Source organism: Paraburkholderia aspalathi (genome assembly GCF_905220735.1).
GTDB lineage: Bacteria > Pseudomonadota > Gammaproteobacteria > Burkholderiales > Burkholderiaceae > Paraburkholderia > Paraburkholderia aspalathi.
Genome location: NZ_CAJNBA010000007.1, coordinates 202,479 through 222,715, shown reverse-complemented (window position 1 = coordinate 222,715; position 20,237 = coordinate 202,479). Strand labels below are relative to the sequence as shown.

General features: G+C 60.4%; 24 protein-coding genes and 1 tRNA gene. 7 read left to right on the top strand and 18 right to left on the bottom strand.

Annotated elements, in window-relative coordinates:
* Positions 1–83: 83 nt before the first annotated feature.
* Positions 84–395 carry a helix-turn-helix domain-containing protein gene (locus KHO30_RS31985; protein WP_244864183.1) on the top strand — a complete coding sequence of 104 codons (312 nt, stop codon included), beginning with the start codon at positions 84–86 and terminating at the stop codon, positions 393–395.
* Positions 396–551: 156 nt separating this feature from the next.
* Complete coding sequence (locus KHO30_RS31980) at positions 552–968, top strand: hypothetical protein (RefSeq protein ID WP_244864182.1); 417 nt, start codon at positions 552–554, stop codon at positions 966–968.
* 351 nt (positions 969–1,319) lie between these two features.
* Here KHO30_RS31980 and KHO30_RS31975 read toward each other — a convergent pair whose 3' ends face one another.
* From KHO30_RS31975 to KHO30_RS31960, 4 genes are all read right to left on the bottom strand, one after another.
* Positions 1,320–1,649, bottom strand: a complete 330-nt coding sequence (locus tag KHO30_RS31975) for a hypothetical protein (RefSeq protein WP_211703330.1) — start codon at positions 1,647–1,649, stop codon at positions 1,320–1,322.
* A gap of 347 nt (positions 1,650–1,996) precedes the next feature.
* Positions 1,997–2,524 carry an ImmA/IrrE family metallo-endopeptidase gene (locus KHO30_RS31970; protein WP_211703329.1) on the bottom strand — a complete coding sequence of 176 codons (528 nt, stop codon included), beginning with the start codon at positions 2,522–2,524 and terminating at the stop codon, positions 1,997–1,999.
* Positions 2,524–2,895 (bottom strand): helix-turn-helix domain-containing protein, encoded by a 372-nt coding sequence (locus KHO30_RS31965; protein ID WP_211703328.1) that lies wholly within the window; start codon positions 2,893–2,895, stop codon positions 2,524–2,526. Before KHO30_RS31965 ends, KHO30_RS31970 begins: the two co-directional genes overlap by 1 nt.
* 330 nt (positions 2,896–3,225) lie before the next feature.
* A complete protein-coding gene (locus KHO30_RS31960; RefSeq protein WP_211703327.1) occupies positions 3,226–4,332 on the bottom strand; it encodes a hypothetical protein in 1,107 nt (368 codons plus the stop codon).
* Between the two features lie 271 nt (positions 4,333–4,603).
* Here KHO30_RS31960 and KHO30_RS31955 point away from each other — a divergent pair, with 271 nt between their 5' ends.
* Entirely contained in the window at positions 4,604–4,810 is a 207-nt protein-coding gene (locus tag KHO30_RS31955; protein ID WP_211703326.1) for a hypothetical protein, read from the top strand.
* Positions 4,811–5,211: 401 nt separating this feature from the next.
* Here KHO30_RS31955 and KHO30_RS31950 read toward each other — a convergent pair whose 3' ends face one another.
* Both KHO30_RS31950 and KHO30_RS31945 read right to left on the bottom strand, forming a co-directional pair.
* Positions 5,212–5,874 (bottom strand): recombinase family protein, encoded by a 663-nt coding sequence (locus KHO30_RS31950; protein WP_211703325.1) that lies wholly within the window; start codon positions 5,872–5,874, stop codon positions 5,212–5,214.
* A gap of 134 nt (positions 5,875–6,008) precedes the next feature.
* Positions 6,009–6,368 (bottom strand): hypothetical protein, encoded by a 360-nt coding sequence (locus KHO30_RS31945; protein ID WP_211703324.1) that lies wholly within the window; start codon positions 6,366–6,368, stop codon positions 6,009–6,011.
* Between KHO30_RS31945 and KHO30_RS31940 the strand changes: the two genes are divergently transcribed.
* Positions 6,367–6,747, top strand: a complete 381-nt coding sequence (locus tag KHO30_RS31940) for a hypothetical protein (protein ID WP_211703323.1) — start codon at positions 6,367–6,369, stop codon at positions 6,745–6,747. The two genes, KHO30_RS31945 and KHO30_RS31940, sit on opposite strands and share 2 nt — an antisense overlap.
* Positions 6,748–6,828: 81 nt before the next feature.
* Here the strand turns inward: KHO30_RS31940 and KHO30_RS31935 are convergent, their stop codons facing one another.
* From KHO30_RS31935 to KHO30_RS31880, 12 genes are all read right to left on the bottom strand, one after another.
* Complete coding sequence (locus KHO30_RS31935; RefSeq protein ID WP_211703322.1) at positions 6,829–9,393, bottom strand: DNA primase family protein; 2,565 nt, start codon at positions 9,391–9,393, stop codon at positions 6,829–6,831.
* 42 nt (positions 9,394–9,435) lie between these two features.
* Positions 9,436–9,912 (bottom strand): hypothetical protein, encoded by a 477-nt coding sequence (locus KHO30_RS31930; RefSeq protein WP_211703321.1) that lies wholly within the window; start codon positions 9,910–9,912, stop codon positions 9,436–9,438.
* Positions 9,905–10,366, bottom strand: coding sequence for a hypothetical protein (locus KHO30_RS31925; RefSeq protein WP_211703320.1), 462 nt, complete (start codon positions 10,364–10,366; stop codon positions 9,905–9,907). The genes KHO30_RS31930 and KHO30_RS31925 overlap by 8 nt, the downstream gene beginning before the upstream one ends.
* A gap of 4 nt (positions 10,367–10,370) precedes the next feature.
* Positions 10,371–10,613 (bottom strand): helix-turn-helix transcriptional regulator, encoded by a 243-nt coding sequence (locus tag KHO30_RS31920; RefSeq protein WP_211703319.1) that lies wholly within the window; start codon positions 10,611–10,613, stop codon positions 10,371–10,373.
* An 84-nt stretch (positions 10,614–10,697) separates the two neighbouring features.
* Positions 10,698–11,522, bottom strand: coding sequence for a hypothetical protein (locus KHO30_RS31915; protein ID WP_211703318.1), 825 nt, complete (start codon positions 11,520–11,522; stop codon positions 10,698–10,700).
* Position 11,523: 1 nt separating this feature from the next.
* On the bottom strand, positions 11,524–11,766 hold the full coding sequence (locus KHO30_RS39790) for a helix-turn-helix transcriptional regulator (protein WP_211703317.1): 243 nt from the start codon (positions 11,764–11,766) through the stop codon (positions 11,524–11,526).
* Between the two features lie 671 nt (positions 11,767–12,437).
* Positions 12,438–13,634 (bottom strand): tyrosine-type recombinase/integrase, encoded by a 1,197-nt coding sequence (locus KHO30_RS31905; protein WP_211703316.1) that lies wholly within the window; start codon positions 13,632–13,634, stop codon positions 12,438–12,440.
* 167 nt (positions 13,635–13,801) lie between these two features.
* A tRNA-Arg gene (locus KHO30_RS31900) sits at positions 13,802–13,876 on the bottom strand.
* Positions 13,877–14,450: 574 nt separating this feature from the next.
* Positions 14,451–14,798, bottom strand: a complete 348-nt coding sequence (locus tag KHO30_RS31895) for a hypothetical protein (RefSeq protein ID WP_200654926.1) — start codon at positions 14,796–14,798, stop codon at positions 14,451–14,453.
* Positions 14,795–15,355 (bottom strand): glycoside hydrolase family 73 protein, encoded by a 561-nt coding sequence (locus tag KHO30_RS31890; RefSeq protein WP_211703315.1) that lies wholly within the window; start codon positions 15,353–15,355, stop codon positions 14,795–14,797. The genes KHO30_RS31895 and KHO30_RS31890 overlap by 4 nt, the downstream gene beginning before the upstream one ends.
* A gap of 254 nt (positions 15,356–15,609) precedes the next feature.
* The gene (locus KHO30_RS31885; RefSeq protein WP_200654928.1) at positions 15,610–16,059 is read right to left on the bottom strand and encodes a hypothetical protein; all 450 of its coding nucleotides are present in this window, start codon (positions 16,057–16,059) and stop codon (positions 15,610–15,612) included.
* Between the two features lie 222 nt (positions 16,060–16,281).
* On the bottom strand, positions 16,282–17,322 hold the full coding sequence (locus tag KHO30_RS31880; RefSeq protein WP_211703314.1) for a lipase family protein: 1,041 nt from the start codon (positions 17,320–17,322) through the stop codon (positions 16,282–16,284).
* 596 nt (positions 17,323–17,918) lie between these two features.
* Between KHO30_RS31880 and KHO30_RS31875 the strand changes: the two genes are divergently transcribed.
* The 3 genes from KHO30_RS31875 (at position 17,919) to KHO30_RS31865 (ending at position 20,215) form a co-directional block, all read left to right on the top strand.
* Complete coding sequence (locus tag KHO30_RS31875; RefSeq protein ID WP_244864181.1) at positions 17,919–18,848, top strand: AraC family transcriptional regulator; 930 nt, start codon at positions 17,919–17,921, stop codon at positions 18,846–18,848.
* Positions 18,849–18,939: 91 nt separating this feature from the next.
* Complete coding sequence (locus tag KHO30_RS31870) at positions 18,940–19,437, top strand: methylated-DNA--[protein]-cysteine S-methyltransferase (RefSeq protein ID WP_211703312.1); 498 nt, start codon at positions 18,940–18,942, stop codon at positions 19,435–19,437.
* Between the two features lie 235 nt (positions 19,438–19,672).
* A complete protein-coding gene (locus KHO30_RS31865) occupies positions 19,673–20,215 on the top strand; it encodes a carboxymuconolactone decarboxylase family protein (RefSeq protein ID WP_211703311.1) in 543 nt (180 codons plus the stop codon).
* Positions 20,216–20,237 lie beyond the last annotated feature (22 nt).

The window sequence follows — 20,237 nt, the reverse complement described above, 5'->3', positions numbered from 1 at the left end:
GTGCCTGCCTGCTGGTCGTCGCAACAAGGAGACGCGGTGGCGCCCGTCTGATCGATGATTTACCCCTACCCACCGGAGTTCAGATGCGTTGCAAATTCGAAGGTGAAATGACGCTCGATGCCCAACAATATGCGCAACTGAACCGCACCTCTGGTGTTGGGTCGTTGACCGGCTCGATCGCAGAAAACGACGTGCTCAGGATAGCGATTCAAGCGGTGCAGCTCTACGCCGATCGTCACCCGAGACCCGTCCAGGTGACGATCACGCAGGCTGCCGAGATGCTAGGTCTGAGTCGCCACTCGGTCTCGAAGATGGTTCGGGTGGGACAGTTCAAGCTCAATCGCTGCGGCCTGATTCCGATTGAACAGGTCGATGCGGCCTTGCGTGTGCGCTAGATGCGGGGCGACGCGCTCGAGCTGATCGCTCACGGCATGGGGTTCGAAACCGGGTTCGTTGACGGTTATGCCGAGATGGAGGCGCGTTAAGCAGCATCAGCGTCGAGCTAGCACTTCGGCTCGACGCTGTCATGGAGATTTGTGGGAAGCCCCGATATGGAACTGGCAAAGATCCGTCAGACCGTCGCTGAAATGCGCGGCCAACTTGACACACTCATCGCGCAGATTGACGCCCTTGAAAAGGACCGCCCGCGTGCTGGGGAGAGCGGCACCGTGTACGAAATTGATGAACTGGCCTGCAGGGTTGCCGGTGAACTGGAAAAGCGCCTAAAGTCCAAGGTTCCGATCGAGCACGCCTTGTGGTCGACCGGCGAAATTGGTGAGTATCTGCAACGCCCGGCACAGGTCGTCAGGGATCGGGTCGTCTGCCTGCCAGGCTTTCCGGAGGCAATCCGGCTACCCAACGTCGGCGGCATTGGGAGGGCGCATCCGCGCTGGAAGGCAATGGAGGTCATCGAGTGGGTGGAGTCGCATCAGACCGCACGCGTTGGGCGCCCGCGGAAGAAAAACTAACCGGACGCGCCCGACCGCCTCAGCGGGCCGGCGCGGACGTCTGGCCACTGTTGCACCGTCCCGGTCCGGCAGGTGCATCGGCTCCGAAAATCTGCGGGCGATGTTGAGCAGATCCTTGCGTCCGTGAGCCTTTCAGCTCAACCGGCGGTTATTCAAATCCCCATCGATCAGCTCGGCCAGGTCCGCAGTGCCGCGTCAACATAGCGCAAACGTCTGGAAAGTTGAGAGTGTGATTTGCTGTTTCAGCGTCGAGGTCGCGCGGCAACCGGACAGGCTCCGGCGAGTCGAATTCGTTGTCGGCCGGACTGATGCCGGCCGACGTGGTCTGAAGGCGTACAGCGCGTCAGTCGATCAAGGGACGTAGGACCCTTGAAGCGCCGACGCTTCGACAGAGTCACAGCGATCGTCGAAGCGTGTGAACAGCATTTCAATGAAGCGGCCGTGATAGACGCCGTACACCGTCTTGCTGAGAGCCTCGTCCTTGCGCTTGATCAGGTGGAGCTTCAGGCCGCCAGTGACGACGTACGGCCGCAGCCACGCCTTGTGCTTCCACTGCGGTGGCGTGTGGTAAAAATCGCCGTCCTTGTCGTACGCCCACGTCTCGATCTTGCCTTCGTCGATGAGCTTCCTGATGGATTTCAGAAGGGCCGCAGGATCGGCCGTTTTCGCAAAAATAGTCATATTGATCTCGTTCGGTATGCCAGGCAACGGGAGTTTTTGAAAGCCGTTGCCTGGCGGGGGGTTTACACGCTCGGTACTGAACGCCAGTGCTGGCAGACGTGTTCGATGCGGCCAAAGCGGCGACGAACATAGCTGCTCACACGGACGATTTTCGGACGCAGGTTCTGTGTGAACATGCGACACCTCCGTAAAAGCGTGCCCCGATGGGAACTCACAACTTGACTACCCGGAATTGACCATCTACCATTCCGGTCGCACATAAGCAAGTCGTGAGGGAGCGCCAGGAGCAGTTTGGCGTTCCTTGCCTCAAGGCGCGTTGATGAGTTGCCGCTCGTCAACGCGCTTTTTCATTTGCCGGCCGCGTACAGATTCATCTGGTACTCGGCGGCATCGTAAGAAACCCCGCATTCCTTCGCCACATCCGCGATGCTCATCCCGGTGACGAGGTGCTTCGGGATCAGGAGCTCGCCCTGAAAGGCCTTGGCTTGCCATTCCGGATCCTCGTAGGATTTCAGCGGGCCGCCAAAGTGGCGGTGCAGCGCGGGCGATCGTGCATGAAGCAGGTAATGCCCCGCTTCGTGCGCCACCGTCCCGCGATCACGCCCCTCGTCGGACCAGGCGCGATCGTAGATGTCCTCGCGGATCTTGATGCAGACCGAATCTCCGTCGCGGACCGTAAGCCCGTGTGATTCGCCGAGCTCGTCGTATTCCGCGACTTCGAAGTGATACTGCCTGTCGAGCCGCGGGAACGCATGCTCTACCAGCTGCAGCACCGGGAACCACAAAAGCCCCTCGAGGCCGAGCGAGCGCCGCAGATCACAGGCGACTGCCCGGATCTCGCTGCGCCTCATCGGCAGAGCACGAAAGTCATGCATTACTTATCTCCCTTCGGTTTAAGCAAAAACATGTTTTGTCGCAGTTGCGCCAGCTCTTCGTCGGACATCTCGTTGAAACGTCGGGCCAGCGCCACTGCGACACCTCGTCGGGCAGCGGACTGGCCGTCGAGGTCGATCGTCACGCTACGTTGCGATTCGTCGATCGCCTTTCGCAGCTTCGCGACCTCGGCTTTCGGCAACGCATAAAGGGCAGCGATCCTGTCGCACCAGTCGGGTGGGATGCTTTTTCGCCCCGTTTCGACTGCCGACAGGAAGGCCGACGTAACCTTGAGTTTCTCCGCCATGTCCTTAAGCAACTCGGAATGCTTATGGCGCAGATCCCGTACGAACTCGCCAAACGCACTGATCATCTCTATCTCCTGGGGGTGGTCACTTAACTATGCGAGGTTAATTTAACCTGGGTTGGTTACGCGTGTCAACCGTCGCCGGTTAACTTCGGGTGTGCACGTGAAAGCGCAAAAGTTTGCAGCTTCGGTCTTGGGTGTTTTTTCGTATCGCGGGCGTTGGTCGCTCGTCCGGCCCGGCGCTGAGCATCCGCGAGGCGGCGCGGCTCCTGCGCGGGTCTTACGGCACGATCTACGCGCACAGGGAAGAGCTGGGTTTCTTCCAGGTGGGGGACGCGCGGCGCGTCTGGCCGGAAAGGCTGGGAGAGCTATGGTGCGATGCCTCTTTTCAGCCCATTACGGCTTTCTCCGGTGCGAGCCGTCCGGCGCGATGAACTCGGCACCCGAAGGCAGGTTGTTGTACTCGGCATCGGACGACACACGCACCGGCGCGCCACCCGATGCCGACGTTCTGACTTCCCTGCGCGACGCCGAGATGGTGGTTTCTGCTTCCTTCTTCAACTGGGCCAGACCGGCTTTGGCCTGCGCCGAGGTGTGCCACCCGTTGACGACACGACGCGCTTCCTCCATCGAGTTGACCGTAAGCGTACCGCGGCCAAGAATCTGCGCGGCTTCTGAAACGACGCCATTCTGGGCGGCATCGTAGGCCGCAATGCGCGGGTCATTCGTTGCCCGAAGCGCCGCCATCTGCGCCTCGTTGGCGAGAGGAATGCCAGTACGATTGAGCGCGTCGATGGCTCCCTGAAACTGGTCTCCAATACCGCCCGGCTGGGTCAGTGCTCCGGCCGCTGCATCGACCTTGGCGCCCTGCTGCGCGTTCACAATAGCTCCGCGTGTGTTTGCCTTGTACTCGATCGGCGTGGCGGCCATATCCCCGCCGGACTGTTTCTGGTACGCCGAAGCGCGGCTAATGACTTCTGCTCTGACGTTCCGGTCGGCGGTGTTGCGCCCCAGACCATTGACGATGGCGGTGTTGCCGGCAGCGTACGCTTTCGACATCGCGTCGATTGCTTCCCCACTATATCCACCCACCGCATGCGCCGGCGGCAGATTGCCCGCCGCATCCGGCGCGATATTAGGCACGCCGCTGCTCGGCGCCGGATTTTTTGCGCTGAATTCCTGACGGCGCAGATCGAGCATCGCTCGCTGTATGCCTAGAGAATCCGCGTGGGCCTGCTCGCGATCTGCACGGTTGGCTGAGTTGTTTTCCGCCTGCTGGCGAAGCGCGTCGTAACGCTCCTGCAGGTTCGCCATCTGCAACTCCCGCTGGAACTGCTGCTGCAACTGCGCGGCCTGCACCTTCGCCCGCGAGTCGAGAATCGGCGTGAGCTGCGCGAGACCGGCCATCAGATCCGCGCCACTCAAACCCTGATCCTGCAGCACCTTGATCGCGCTTTCCATCGATAGCGGACCGGACGGCGTCTGCGGCTGTTGTTGAGGCACAGGCGGAGGCGGGATAGCCCCTGGTGATGCCTGTGCAGGTGACGCTGACGTAGGCAGCGGGCGAAATGGTGGCAGGGGAGGCTTTAATGCCCCGGGCGCCGCCCCCCCCCATTCCGGACATTGAGCCAGTCATGCTGCCGGGCGTCTGAGGCGGCCGGCTCAGCTGCCCCGGCACTGGCCCAGAAGGCAATGAAACCCCGCCGGGCATCTGCGGTATGGGCCAACCGCCTGCCTGTTGCGTGGATTGAGATGATTGCCCGGGTGCTGGAGTTTGCGGTGGCGGCGCGAGCTGCATCGGCTGCTGCTGCTGACTGACCAATTGCGGCAGTGCGTTGCCCGCCGCGGCCAGTGCTGCCTGCTGGCGCTGACGGTCCTGCTGAGCCTGCTGGAACTGCGCCATCTGCATCTGCAGGTACTGGCGCTGCGCGGCCTGCTGCTGCGCGGCCTGCTGATCCTGCAGAAAATATGGAAGCCCTGAAAGTCCGGCCATGGTTTGCCCCTTTGCAGTGTGAAACTGCGACATGCAGATCCGCACGGGATACATCCTCAGTTATTTTCCTCGGCTCTTGGCGCGCGTATACGCACGCGCGTGAGCACGCACATTCACGCGCGCACGGGCGACCCCTGTCGCTTTGACCATGCATCTGTTGCGGCGAATGTGCAGGGGGTGGGGTCTTATGACTGGCGAAACGCGTGAAATTTTGCGAATTCCTGATCAATGTTTTTTCGCTGTGCGGTTTGGAGAGCAGGTCGCCAACTTTTGTGCCCCCGGTCCGTGGGGACCAGGGTGGTCCCAGAGTTTGGCCTGCGCACGGTGCGCGGCGCTGCACTGGGCGGCGTGCCCTCGGGTGCTGGGCGGCTGCGATCGGGCAGGGGTGGCTACACCCGCGCGAGCACGCGCTGCAGCTGTGCCAGCGACCATTCACCGCCGCGCGCCGTCCTGACGCCGAGCTTGTTGAGCTCGGCCACCATCGCGCGCTGCGACAGGCCGGCCGCCTTGAATCCGCCCAGTACGCCCGAAAGAGATCCTGAGAACGCATCCGCGGCCCGCTGGCGGGCTTCGATGTTTCGCTTGAGGTTCTGGGGTCCAGTCGAGCCCAGAACGACGCCACGGGCCTTGGCGGCGCGCAGTGCGTCCTTTGTGCGTTCGCTGATGCGCTTGGCCTCGTGTTCGGCAAACGCGGCCATGATATGGATCGTGAGTTCGTTGGCTTCGGGCATGTCCACCGCGACGAACTTCACCTTGCTTTCCATCAGCCCGGAGATGAAGTGGACGTTGCGGGCAAGGCGATCGAGCTTGGCGATCAGCAGCCGCGCACCACGCTTGCGGCACAGCTCGAGCGCGGCACGCAGCTGCGGGCGCTTCGCCAGCGCATCGGCACCCTTGCCGGTCTCTGTCTCGGTGAACTCGCCAACGAGATCCCACGAGCCGCCATTCAGGTACCGGGTAACCGACTCGCGCTGTGCGTCGAGCCCCAGGCCGCTCACTCCCTGCTTGGCCGTCGACACCCGGTAGTACGCCACGAATTTGCGGTTTGCCATCTCGCCACCCCGCTTGACTACATATAAGGACGAACGTCCAATGTGTTGTCAGTTTACGGCGGCATGGCGCGAAAAGCAATGAAATGCAGTGAACAGATTAGGAGTCCGATTTGGATTTTGGCGCGGATTGTCGCTTATGCGTGCGACCGTTGCGCTTCCAGCGAAGCCCGGACGAGTTCGCCCATGAGTGCGGCAAGCTCAAGCATGGTTGCCGCATCAAGCTGGGGCAGGCCGTCGTCAAGCTCCAGCGCCTTGTTCGTCCTCACAAACTCGAATTGGCGGCGCCCGATCGACACCCCGAACCTGCGCACCCGCGCGCCGGCCTGGCGGACGTACCCGGAGCAAATGAGCAGTTGCAGCGCTTTGCACACGGATCCAAGCGTGCGACGCGTTCGCATGGCGAGCTGCGCCTGCGTGAGCGAAGCACCGGTGTCAAGCTCGGCGAGAACCAGGCGGGCGGTGGAATCAGGGACAAACAGCATTCGCGGGTTCATGAGCGTGCTCCGAGGTGCGGCTGGTGCCCAAGTCTCGGAAATTTTCCTGCGCTGCTGCAAAGCGTTCCCGCACACGTTGTTTGGACGGCGCGCCGCCGCGAGTGTTTTTCGGACCTGCACGACACCTGATCGGGCCACCAGCCCGCAAGCCATCATCGACGAGCCTTTACGGCCGCGCTCGCGCTCGCGCGCGTATGCGCGTGCGCATAGTGGTGGTCTCTCGCGCAAGCTTCGGCACCGATCCCGTACAGCGGCCCGCGACTATCAAGCACTGTCGAGCCGATTTCAATTTGCAGAATTTGGCGCGTTCGGGGGTGTGGCGGGTGTGGCGGGTGGTGGCGACTTTGCAGAAAACTATCCTATATATGTCGTTTTTTGAACCTATGGGGAAATTATGAGAAACCCCGGCACTACCCGCCACACCCGCCACACTTTGATGGTGACAAGGCCCATGCGATGGTTAATCCAGTTCTGAATCCGTAGTTTCCTGCGCTTTTACACGAAGCCCCCAGTACGTAGCATCGCGTCGCTTTTTCGATTCAAACCCGCGCCTGTCCAGAATCTTTGCAAACTCCGTCGAGTTGTCGGGGCGGGCGCCGCGCACATGGTCGTCGTGGCACCACTGATCAAACTCATCAAACAGCGCCGCCGCTTTTGTTCCGTCCTTCACATCACAGCGCTCGTACCGGTCAAGCCATCGCGCGATCGGATCCTGCGTCTTGAAGTAATCGCGAGTTGTGCCGGTGACTTCGTCCGGTGCGGCGAGGCCGACCGCCAGATACTCGACGGCACCAGCGACCAGCCACGCGAGAATGCCCTGCTCCTCGGCCTGGAGCGAGGTCATCAGCTCCTTGTCGCCGTCCGGCAGTGCGGCATCCCACTCGGCGTCATCCGGCCGGTTCCAGCGGCGGTCGAAGGGCATCAGGTGAAGACGTCCACGGATCGCCGCGTCAAGATGGGCGATGTTCGGGCGAGGGTTGGTCAGCAGGAAGTGCTTGTGGGTGAGCGTGAACTCGAAGAGCTGGCCGTGCGGAACGCGCGCAGACTTCGTCGCGTCGCCCGTCAGGCTCTTGATAAGCGCACTGTCGAAAGTCTGTCCGTCCTGGCCTTCGCCGCTCAACGCCAGGCGGGCGCCAACAAGACTCGCCAGCGCCGGCGACGCAGTGTCCGCGCTTTTCTGGTAGCGCGACTCCATCAGGAATTCGCTTGCCACCACGCGGGCGTAGTCGCCCATGATCCTGCGCACCACATCCGCCAGCACGCTCTTGCCGTTGGATCCGGGGCCGGTGAGCACGAAAAGCTTCTGCTCACGCGTCAGGCCGGTCAGCGCGTAGCCCAACATGCGCTTCAGGTAGGCGGCAAGCGCTGGGCGTGGACGGTACCGTCCAACGGTCGTCCGATCGATGGTTCCGTCAGGAAGGATCAACGGGGAAACGGGCGCTGCCGTGATCTCGGTGATGAACTGCTCCCATCGCGGACAGCGCGCGCCGGGCACAAACTCGACGGACGAACGCTTGGTAACCAGATCATCGCGCGCCGCCGGTCGCAATGCGCCCGTGCGAAGGTCCACGACGCCATTGGCGACACCCAGAAGCAGTGGATCGGCGTCGAGCCCGGCGGCGCGGAGCGCGAGCTGCACCTGTGCCTCGGCTAGCATGTTCTCCCTCCCGCGGCGGCTGCGGCACTGCGTTTCCCACGCACGTACGCCCTGCGCGGCCTTCTCGATCCGCTTGCGTTCGCCAGCGGTTAGCGCCGTGTTCGCGGCTTGCCGCTCGATCGCGGCGGCCTCACGCGCGTAATGCTCAGCCACGCGGGTTGCGCATTTCTTCGCGTGATGCCCGTGCGGGTCAGGCAGCCACGCGGCACCATCCCAGAAGATCCACAGCTTCATATCGGCGACGTGGCGCAGATCGCCCGTCGTGAGCTGCATGAGCAGGTTCGCATTGCCCAGATCGGTGCGGTCGATCTTGGCTGCGTAGTCCGCTTCCCGGCCGGCGCGGCTCTTCGGATTGATCCAGTCCACGCTCTGTGCCGCCTTGATGACCGAGCGGTAATCCGACCGGTCGCCCTTGATGTCGTTGTCCCATTTCGCCCGGAAATCGCAGTCAGGGTCGAAGTCATCCTGTTCCGTCGAGTAGGCGAGCCAGATGTCAAAGCCGGCTTCGCCAAGGTGCTTTAGGTTCTCGCCGCGTGTTTCCCATGCGTTGTAGCCCGTTTCCCGTTTCGCGAGCCAGAGCGCCGCGCTGCGGATTTCCGACAGCGTCTCGTCGGACGGATTGTTCAGGATCTCGCGCTCGATCACATCGCCCGGTTCGTCATCGTGAGCGGTCAATGCCGGCGCCGGGCGTTTGGACTCTGGCGCTCCAGCGGAAGTATCAATGACGGGCGCCGCCAGCAATACGTCTACGTCGATGAAATCCCGGTCCTGCCATCCCGATTCGAAAGGCGCTCCCTGATTCTGCACCGGCAGAAACATCATCTGCGCCGGCTTCACGCTTGCTGCATCGATCGTCGCCGCAAACTGCGCCGCGATGAGCGGGATGAGCTTGCGATACTCGGCGGGTGCAACGGGCCGACGGAAGGGCACCACGATGCGCAGGCGCGGCTCGGTGTCGGTGTGGCTGCGGGTCGTATGCCACGCGTAAGCAAAGGGGACATCGATGCAGCCCAGTGCCAGCGCCCCGTACACATCGGACCCCTGCTCGTCGATGTCGATCGTCGCGGCGCTGCGCGATTCCAGGTGCGCGTCGTCGCGTTTCCCGTCACGGCAAACGCCGGGGAGAAAGAACGGATCGCGCTGTTTCAGGCGGTCCCGCTCACCCTTTGAGAGCGACAGATACGCATCGTGCGCGATTGCCACCTCCACGGGGGTGGTTAGCCTCGCAACGAGCTCGCGCCACGGCATGGAGGTCGGTTTTACCATGCCGAGATTGCCACGCCCGAAGCCTACGGCGATACTCGTGCTGGGAAAATCCGGCGCGGCGAGATTCTCGTCAGCTATACTGAGCATTGTGTTTGTCGACACATCGTTTTCCTTGATCGGGGCCGCCTTGCAAGCGGCCTTTTCTTATTCCACAGCAAGAATCGCCTTGCGCTTCTCTTCGAGCAATTCCACAAGCGACGCATACTGAGCGTCTCCACACGCGACGGAGCCATCGGGAAGCACGACGGCGGTCGTCACGATGTCAGTGCGGTCAGCGCAGGACAGCGTTACGGGCTCAATTTCGTCGCCAGTTAGCCAGCCATCAGAGACATCCCGATCATGCAGATTCCTGATCGTGGTGGTTTTCAGTGGATATCGGTCAAACGCGAACGCGATGACCGGGTCGACCATCAGGTCGATCGCGGTGACGTCGTCGTCGTCGAAAACCTTTACCAGCGCAATAGAGCCAGCCGGCGCGGCTACTACGTGACTACTAGGGTGCGCCCAATCAGTTTCGTTCCTGACCTCGACTTCGTGATCGTGGTTGCGGATGCCAGGGTTTAGAAGCGATATCAGGTGGTAGAGTCCGTTGGCGAGTGCAGTGCGGGCGGTTTTAAGCATCGTTCTGCTCCTCCCAATCGAGTCTTTCGGCTTCCTCCTCTTCCGGATCTACGAACATTCTCCCGGCCTGCGCGCGGCGTAGCAGTTCATCCGGCTCATCGTCCGTAAGAAAGTCGAGAAAGCCGGTTGAGCCATCGGCGAAGACGATGTGGTCGTATTCCGTGATCTCGCCGTTGGCACCGATGAGTGCTGGCATTGCGCGGTAACTGCGGTTCTGGCCGTCCGGAGACGACTGCTCAAAAAGCTGGACGCGGCACGCAAGGACCGGCACGCGCGTCTCGTCGCCGTCGTTCAGGCCAGCAGCCACGGCAACCATTCCAGCTGGAACGGGCAGTTCATGTTCAGAGCCGAACGGGGTGAGCGGACGCGTTTCCGGCGGCCCTTGACGGGCAATTCCGGCGAACAGCATCTCGGGCACGATGGCGAGCTGGTGAAGCGTGGATAGTGCGAGCATGGGGTTACTCTCCGGTGTTCTGGGTATCAGCGCGATAGGCGGCAGGATCCGCGAGCCAGCGGTGAATTTCGGCGTTTTCATAGACTGCGCAGCGGTGGCTCAACCGTTTGGGCCGTGGCGCCAACCCCGCCTTGCCGAGGCGACGAAAGTGTTCGTAGCCGACGGGCAGGAAACGTTTCAGCTGTGCCCAGCGGCTCAAGCCGGTGAGCGGCAGCGATTGCGTTTCCTCATGTAAAGCGGTAGGCATAATGGACCTCCAGATAGCTACAGAGCACAGTCTCGGTTTATTTCCAGAAGGTGCGAAGGCTTTGTTGACGCGTACTCGCACGCCTCAGGCCTCGAGATAGTCGGGGATCGATTCGATGAGCGCGCGCACCGCGGCGAGCTCCGCGAGCGTCTCCGCACGCCGCCGCTCCAGAACGTCCCAGCGCGGCTCGGCGCTTGGGTAACGGTGCAGCTTCTCGAGCGCAATGTGCCCCAGCCGGGCCATCTCTTTCACAGCCGCCTGGTGCCCGCTGAGGCGCAACTCTTTACGGACGCTGCTGCGCCCGTTTCCGATCCACTCCCACGCCGGCAGATAGGCAGGGTTCTCCGGCGCCAGTCGTGGCTTGATGTCCCATTCGCTGACGGGCTTGAACCTCGCACGCATGTACTGTAGGCGCGACGTCGGTATTCCCGTTGCTTTGGCCAGTTCGAGATCCGTCATCCGCTGCCCACGGCACTGTTTCCAGATCTTCTGTAACGTCTCCACGGACGGTGCCTGCAGGTCGACCGCTTCCTCGTGAATCCTCCAGGTGTGCGGCCGGGCGAGAACGACGTGCTCACGCGCCGCGTGCACCGCGCGTTTTATCCGCTCGAGGGTAAACGGGGCTTCGATGAGAAGCAAAACATCGGCAGCGCCGGCTCCGATCAAATCCGGCATCGCGTTGCGATCGAGCAGCACGCCGCCAGCTGCCCGCCAGCGCTCCAGCTGGGCAAACGACGCGGGCACCCAGTTGGCATAGCTGAACACAGGGTCGACGCTAAGGTTGTCCGCCCGGAAATGGACCGGCTTGATCGATGCGTGAGAGACGTTCGCTGCGACATGCGTGAAGCTCCCGTTCGCTTTGTGGATCGAGGCCACGATGTCGCCAGTCGCGTAGAGGCGCGGCGCCATATCAGCCCCCCGAGCTCGTCACAGACGTGCTGGGCGAGCGTACGGACGTAGCTTGTGGCGTTCCGACAAGCGCCCGCTGCTCGAGCCAGGCGTCCAGCTCGTCCTCGAACCAGGCCACGCAATGCGGCGACAGAACGCGCCGCGCGGGAAAATTTCCGGCACGTTCGAGGCGTTGGATGGTGGAAGCGCTCAGCCCGGTCTTTTTAAGGACTTCGGGTCTGCGAAGAAAGCGGCGGGTTTGCATGGCACAACTCCTGACAGGATTGCCACGCCGCCACAAATGAAAAGGGAGCAGGCAGTGGCAACGAATTGCCACATCTGCTCCCGTCCGATGAGAGTGTCACGCCGCGTTCCCGGTGGGCTTCAGCGGATGTGAAACGCTGACGTACCACCGCGCATGGTGGGCAGGACGCCACCACTCGTCCGCGGGGAATAACTGCGAGTCCCGCGACTCATGCCTCGATCTTAGGTGATTCGCCCGGGACGTGCAAAGATTTTTGAATGGCAGTGACGCGTAAAGAACCGTCAGGATAGGACGAGCGCGGATGCCCCTGTTGCGGGAGAGGAGTGCGCGCATACAGTTTCATTGCCGGAACTGTGTGAGCACGGTCATCCGTTCGTTTGCCCGCGTTGTACCTTCGCCGATGACGTCATCGCGCTCGTTCATTGCTGACCGGGTGCCGGGCACGGCGGCGCGGTTGGACCGGTGCTTTCGCACGGGCGCAGTTGCGGTCCAATAGACGGAACATATTTCGGCATCGGCGGTGGGCTATCGGAGCCGCCACCACCGCCACAGGCGGATAGGAGTACTAAAGTCCAGAGAATCGCGATGGTTTTCATGGTCGTCCTTTCTACGTCTTTCGGGGACCAGTTAGTAAGTCGCGGACTGGTCGGTTTGCCTCGATGGCGGGAGGCCTACGCTGCAGCGGCGACGAGGTAATCGGCCCAATGCTGCATCATCTTCCTGCGCTCCGGCAGATACTCCGCGTGCACATACGCCGCCGTGACCTGATTGCGCTCGGCGTGCGCGAGCTGCCTGTCGACAACGTCGCGGCTATAGCCGAGCTCGCGCAAAACCGTCGCGGCCAATCCCCGGAAGCCGTGGCCGGTCATGCGTGATTTGTAGCCCATGCGGTATAACGCAAACAGCATGGTGTTGTTCGAGATTGGTTTGCGTCCCTGCACGCTGTAAAAGACGTGCTTCTGGCCGCCGTTAAGCTGCCGGAGTTCGTCCAGCGCCTCCAGTGCCTGTCGCGACAGAGGGACGATATGAGGGTCGCGCATCTTCATACGCTCGGCGGGTACACGCCATTCGGCGGCCTTCTCGTCGAACTCTGACCACTCGGCGTTGATCATTTCCTTCGTGCGAGCAAATGTCAGCGCCATGAAGCGGAGAGCAAGCTGCGTTACCCGATCACCGGGATAGGCGGCGATATCGCGCATCAGTTGGGGAATCTCCGCGGGCTTCACGCGCGCCATGTGCTGCACGCCGCGGCCCTTCCTGAGCACTGTCTCGGCGTCGATGTCGGCGGCCGGGTTACGGGTGCAGCGACCGGTCATGATCCCGTACTGGAAGACGGCACGAGAACGCTGCAGGACCCGCTTCGCCGTCTCCCGGACTCCGCGGGCTTCAATTGCCCGCATGATTTCCAGCATGTGCGGCGCTTCGATGTCCGCGATCGGCCTGGCGCCGATCTTCGGGAAAGCGTCGACCTCAAGCGAGTTAATCACCTTGCCGGCATAGACCTCCGTCCAGCCGCCTTTCTGCGACTCGAACCATTCCCGAGCGACGGCCTCGAACGACGACACAGCTTCCAGAGCCCGGGCACGCTTCACTTCCTTTTTCTGTTCGGACGGATCGGTTCCGGCCGCCAGCAATTGGCGCGCGGCAAGACACGCCTTCCTTGCTTCAGCGAGAGTTACCTCCGGATAGACGCCAAAGGCTGCGCGCTTTTCCTTGCCGTCGAAGCGGTACTTCATGCGCCAGTATCGGGAGCCGTTGGGCATGACCTCCAGATAGAGTCCTTTGCCGTCAGCGAGGCGATAGGACTTTTCCGCCGGCTTGGCCTTGCGGACTTGCATCTCGGTGAGCGGGGCTATCTGTTTGGGCATGGTGTGGGGGCATCGGGTTTTGGGGCATATGGTGATTTCCCCACCGATGCCCCCAACGCGCTGGTATTTGATGACGCGTCGTGACTCGATAATGACAGCAAAAAGCCCCGCAGCGCAAGGCCTACGGGGCTTTCTGAGATGTGGTGAACTGCTGTGAATCGCTTGCTTGGTCCCCCCGACAGGAATCGAACCTGTATCTAGCGCTTAGGAGGCACTTGTTCTATCCATTGAACTACGGGGAGATGGATATCTGCAATGGGATAGCCGGAGCCTTGTTGTTACCGGCTTCTGTCTTATCCCATGGGCGTTTTCGGCTTTCTGCTTCTTCCTAACTGAAGCGCCGTGACAGCCTGTGAATCCCAGTTTATAGCAGCGTCTGCTACAAGTTGACCCTGTAGCGCCGAAAGCGATCTGACACTGCTACAGTTTCCGACGGGGATAAAACGTGGCTTCAATCCTGCCAGCAGGCAGTCGCTCGCGTGCCCAGCTACGCAAGCGAGGGCAGAGTATAGCAAAAACGTTCAAAACGAAAGGTGCTGACGAGGCCTTGGCGCGGGAGAAAGAAGTCGAGATCGACAAGGGGCAGAGCGCTGCCGACGCGGTCACTTCATCTTGGGCGACGTCGGCAAAAGTATCGCGAGGCACGTGCCGAATTTGGCCGCGCCATGAAGCCGAAATCGAGCGAGTACTACATCCCGCAGCGCTTGGAAGGTGCGTTCGAAAGTCACTTTGCCACACGGCTCACGACGATGAAATGCACCATACGCACGGTGCCGTTACCAGGTTACGTTGACTGTGCTTCGGCGGCCTTGAGACTCAGTCCTTGGCGGGCGTTTTGAGCGGCAAATAGCGCTCGCCGTCGTAAGCGGTAGTGACCGTGTAGCCGTCGCGCTTGCGGATCTTCAGGAAGAACAGTGTAGGCGAGACGCCAGCGACACCGCCGCACGCTTCCGTGTGGTTTTCGCGTACCCGAACAAGAAAGTATTCGCCCTTGTCTGCGGTATCGAAGAGCAGGCACTCCGTCTTGTCTTTCGAGAGACCGTAGGTACGCGTGATGTCGGCCGCACGGGTGGCCGCGTTGTCGTCATTCGTCACCGGCTGCTGGGCGGCGCACGCCTGCGTGCTGACGATCAGCGCCGCAATGATGATTGCGCGGCGCATCATGGCTCGGTCCTGGGCGCGTCATATTGATCGAGCTTGTGCGCACGGATGATTGCGTTGAGTTTGACTGCGTAAGACGGATCCGTCGCATAGCCATTGCTGGCGAGCGCGTTGGCGAACTGTGAACTGCGGGTGTAGAGAAACGACGACCGGAAGCGCGGGTTGTTTCGGAGCATCTGCGCATGGTCGTCGGCGGCATCTTCATAGCTGCCGTAGGCACGGAAGGCGTCATCGATCTTGATGGCTTTGCCGTTGATCACTTCGTGCGTCGTGAATGTCGTGCTGTCGCCGCTCGGAGCGCGGCCCTTGACGCCGAAATAGGCGTTGCCGACGACGGACCTTCCCCAGTTGCTTTCAAGTGCAGATTGGGCAATGACGACGCCTGCCGGCACCTGGTACTTGCGCTGGATCTCCTGCGCAGCGGCCAGATGTGTATCTATGAATTGCTGCACGTACGCCGGCGCCACATGTGGCTTCGGCTTGTGCCGCGTCGCGGGGTGATGGTGCGTAGATGGCTGTGCCATGGTCAGCCTTTCCTCGTACAAAACGGCGTCCAGCATGCCACACGGGTGTGTCGCGGGCAATCAGCCGTCTGACGCGTGCGGCATAAAGTTGCTTTGACTGTGCTTCGTGGTGCGGGAAAAGACAGGGCGACCGGAATGATGTTCGCGCATTTCCGCCGGCCACCTTTCCACTGAATCCGCCAGTGAATTAGCCAAGGCCCTGACACCGACCGGTAGGCGGGGTGCATTCTAATAAATTCCCAACAAGGCAATTCGCTGGTGTCAAGCTCGCATCATTACATTCCTGCTAATCAACTTGAATAATTGAAGTTAAAGTCAATTGTATCGCCAGCGTTATGCACGCCCGTGATAGTGACAAAATCGGTCCAGGCCGCCGCAGCGCGTTGTCGAACTGGTCCTGGTGTAATCGATAATGTATTGTCATCTAGCAGCATGAAGTATGCTCTCTCTGCAAAACTAACGCCGCAAGCGATTAATATCCCGCCCATATTCTTTCCGTTAATAGGCCAAAGATCGCCCACGATTCCGAGGTATTCATTGCCATGGGATAAAATATTATAAATCGCACCGTTTTCTGAATCATGAACTACATGGAATAATTCAGCAGGATTTCCGTTGCTCGTGGGATACGATATTAGCGGCGATGTTTTAGTTTGCTGGCCTACTATCTGGCGATCTATTGCGAATTGCAGCGTATTGTCGTGACTAAGTATAGTCGCGTAACCTTCTTTCAAAATCATTTCACTCCTCGCTTAGCTAGTGTATTGATCGAAACGGAAGAGTCTCCGATTCAACGATACGGCTCTGGTTTAAGCTCAAAGTGCACGCTTCGGAATTGTTGCAAAGGTACCAAGGCCATTGCGGCCGTTCGCTGATCGGCGATAGCCTGTGCGCGCCAACGGCCACAGGCACCGTGCCTCATTGACCAACGCGTGCGCGGCCGTCACCGATTCATTGGAGACTCATTTCGCGTCCCCGGCGCCCGGCCCGGGGATGTCTATGTCAGTAAGAGCCATATCCAGGCAGGTAATGTATTCGAAGATATGCTGATAGCCAACCTGCGCCTGGAATTTCGAATCATCTGTACCAGTCTTTCCGATATCTTTATTCACCTTCCCGTCAAGCTTGTACTGCATCACAGGCGTCACGGGTCCTGAAGGATCGGACGTTCCCCATTGGGTGTATTTCAGAGGACTTGTAGCAAAGCTGACCGCATCGACCTTAAGCTTCATATCCAACGGGGTCGGAATGTTGGCGTCACTGTATACGGTTTTCACATTCAGAATGCTGTCTGCATTCCATGCCATCGGCACGATATCTCGCGAATTGAATATGCGTACCGCATTGGCTCGCATTTGCTCGTTGAAATAGTCGGCGAACACATCGTTGCCTGCTGTCGGGCCGGCAAACGTCTGGCAGTGGTACGTGTGAGTCTGCAAGCCGCTCTGACTCTTCAGGTACAACACAATCGCGGATGCTAGCGCTCCTCCGAGGCTGTGCCCGATAACGTTGATTACCGATGACGGTTGCACAGTCCTCAGGAAGTCGGCGAGCTTTTTCTCGCTTGAATCAGCCTTCCCCAATACGTTGAACAGCGCTCCGTTTGTACCCGCCGATATGCGTGCGTCCGACGGGCAGTTCGGCACATACGCGCTGAACGGCTCAAGGGAGCTATACGAAAAATCGCCTAGAAGATCAAGCGTGGATTGGAAATCGGTGCCGCTTGTCACAACTGAATACTCGTTGGTACCTGCCAATTGCAAGACCGCGGTGACATTGGCAGCAAAGCCATTGGGGTCCAATACGATGGCGGGCCCCCAAACAATTTCGAACCGATTGTTCTGGGTCTTTTTTGATCCGTTCAGGCGATCCACGATGATCTCTTTGACCTGCCTGACAGTTGGATGCGGGATTTGGTGCCCGAATCGGTTGGTTGCTGCGTTGTTGATGATATAGGCCAACGTGAGATTGACCTGCATTTGCTCGAGTCTGCTGGATGTCATGGTTCGTCGCCTCGCTGTCGCCCTTCGGAAGGTAGTCATTGCGAAGAAGCCGATTCTTGGCCTTTTACGCCGCTGCGGGTTGGAATTGGATGCGCAGCGGTGATGCCTTGATTGCACGGAACGCAAGAGGTGTTCTACGGTACGCTCGCAATGATCATATGAATGATGGCGCAGGCAGTGCATCGGAACTACCTGTCGATGTTGGCAGGTATGAGCACCGGGCTGCACTATACGACCTTGCGAGCAGCGTCAGCATCGGCGATTAATGCTCTATGAGGGGAAGTTTCGTGTGCTACAGATCTGCTACCGCAAAGGGCGGAATCCATATCTGACGGGCCTTGCGCCTGCCATTCCACCCCTTGGCTATCGCCGTTAGGGAAGACCCAGCAAAGTGACTTTGAGCGGCGCGGTTCGACCCCTAGCGGCCATTCCGGTAGACCAAGGCAATGGCGGCTTGGGGTCGAAGAGCGGCCACAAGTCTTCGTCTATGTGTAATGTGCGAGAATCGTGTGTCGTTATTGATCATCGAGTGATCTTTTCGCCTCCCAATACTCCCGATACGAATGCCCGTCGCAACGCCTATCCCTGCGCCTCGTATGTCTCCAGCCGATCTGGACGAGCTGATCAGCGCACTTGAGATCCGGGTACTTGGATTGTCCGAATGCCTCGTCAGTCAGGGCTTCGTGCTGGAACTGGACGGCAACGAAGCACCCGGCATCCACTACATCCTGTCCGGCGAAGGCCTGCTGCACATCGCCGGCGCGGAACCGGTACAGCTAAGGCCGCACACGCTGCTAATCGTGCCACCCCGCCACGCGCTGAAGCTCGAAGTACCCGCCAGCAAGGCCGGCATCGCGTCGATCCTGGTTCCCGGGCGTGAACACAAGCGGGTTGTCGATTCGATCAGCCGGTTTCGCGCTGGCACCTCCGAGCCAATGACCGTAATGATCTGCGGTTATTTCAATGCGGCGTTCGGCGCATCGATTAATCTTTTCGAAACCCTGTCGACCCCAATCGTCGAGCACTTCGAGGCGTCCGACCGACTCGAGTTCTATCTACGCACCGCGTTCGATGAGCTCGTCGCCCAGGAGATCGGCGCAGGCGCCATGTCCGGCGCGTTGCTGAAACAGGTGATCGTCGCACTCGTGCGCCGCTCGCTAAAAACGAGCACCCTTTGGCTCGAACGCTTCGCGCTGCTCGGCGACCCACAGATCGCACGGGTCTTCGCGGATATGGTCGCGCGCCCCGGCTCGCCACACAGCGTCGCGAGCCTCGCCGACGCCGCATTCCTGAGCCGGTCCGCCTTCATGGCCCGCTTTTCAGCGGCCCTTGGCAAGTCGCCAATGCAGGCGCTGCGCGACATTCGCATGCGGCAGGCGGCCGCTCAGTTGCGCACCGCTGATCTCTCGCTCGATCAGGTCGCGCGTAACGTCGGTTACTCAAGCCGTGGGACCTTTGTGCGGGCGTTTCGCGAAGTGTTCGGCACCGGCCCGCTCGAGTATCGATCGAGCGCCGAACACGCCTGAAAAGCCGGACGATTTGCACGCTTTGACGGACTTCGTGCGGCGTCCTCCCGTCCATACTGGATAACATCCAACCACGGACAGGAGGTTCGTAATGGCTCTCGAATACATGATCACCGATTCGCCGGTCGGCAAGCTCAAACTCGTTGCGCGCGACACCAAGCTGATCGCCATCCTGTGGGAGAACGAGCGCAGGAATTGCGTGAAGCTGGGCGAGATGCAACCGGCCGACGACAATCCGGTGCTGCTCGACGCTGAGTGGCAACTGCGCGAATTCTTCGCCGGTGAGCGCACGCAGTTCGATCTCGATATCGCGATGGAAGGCACGCCGTTCCAGAAGCGCGTGTGGAACGCGCTACTCGACATTCCGTTCGGCGAGCGACGCACCTACCGCGACATCGCGACGCGAATCGGCAACCGTGAGGCAGTGCGGGCCGTAGGCGCGGCAATCGGGCGCAATCCGCTTTCGATCGTTACGCCATGCCATCGCGTGGTCGGCTCGTCGGGCAGCTTGACCGGCTTCGCAGGCGGACTCCCGACCAAAGCCCTGCTGCTCGATACGGAAGATCGGGCAGCACGCGGAATTGCCTGAACGCGACAGGCAACGCCCCCTCTCTATCGGCACCAGGTGTCGGCGCGCAAGCGCCGACACCTGGTGCCGATTTCTTTTTCTGGATCTCACCACGCCTTTCGCGGATCGACACAAGCGGACTTTCGACGCGGTTTGCCGGACTTTCTGCACTACGTCTGCATCTAGACTTTCCATCAATGCAAACGCAGCCGTACTCGATGCAGACCGCTTCCCTTTTTCGATCAGGAGAATCATCATGACCCGCATTGCACTTCCTACCAACGATCAAATTCCCGCCGCATCACAACCCGTTGTCGACGCTGTGACGAAGCAACTGATGAAGACACCCAACCTGTTCCGCATCATGGCGCTAAGCCCGAACGTGCTGAATGGATGGGCCGGCCTGCAGGGCGCGCTCGCGAAGACGCTTGACGCGAAAGTACGCGATGGCATCGCGCTTGCCGTTTCGCAGGTGAACGGTTGCCAGTACTGTCTGTCAGCGCACTCGTATGTGGCAAGCACCCTGGCGAATATCGACGACGACGAAATCCAGCTTAATCGCAGGGGTCAATCCGGCACACCGAAAACCGCGGCAGCCGTGGCGTTTGCGAAGAAGCTGATGGAAACGCACGGCAAGGTCAGCGAAGACGATCTGCGCACCGTACGAGCCGCGGGCTTCACCAATGCCAATATCGTCGAAATCATCGCACTCAGCGCGCAATTCCTGTTGACGAACTTCGTCAACAACGCGTTCGAGACGGAGATCGATTTCCCGGTCGTCGAAGTTGCGATCGGCTGAACCGAAAGTGTCCGGGAGCCCG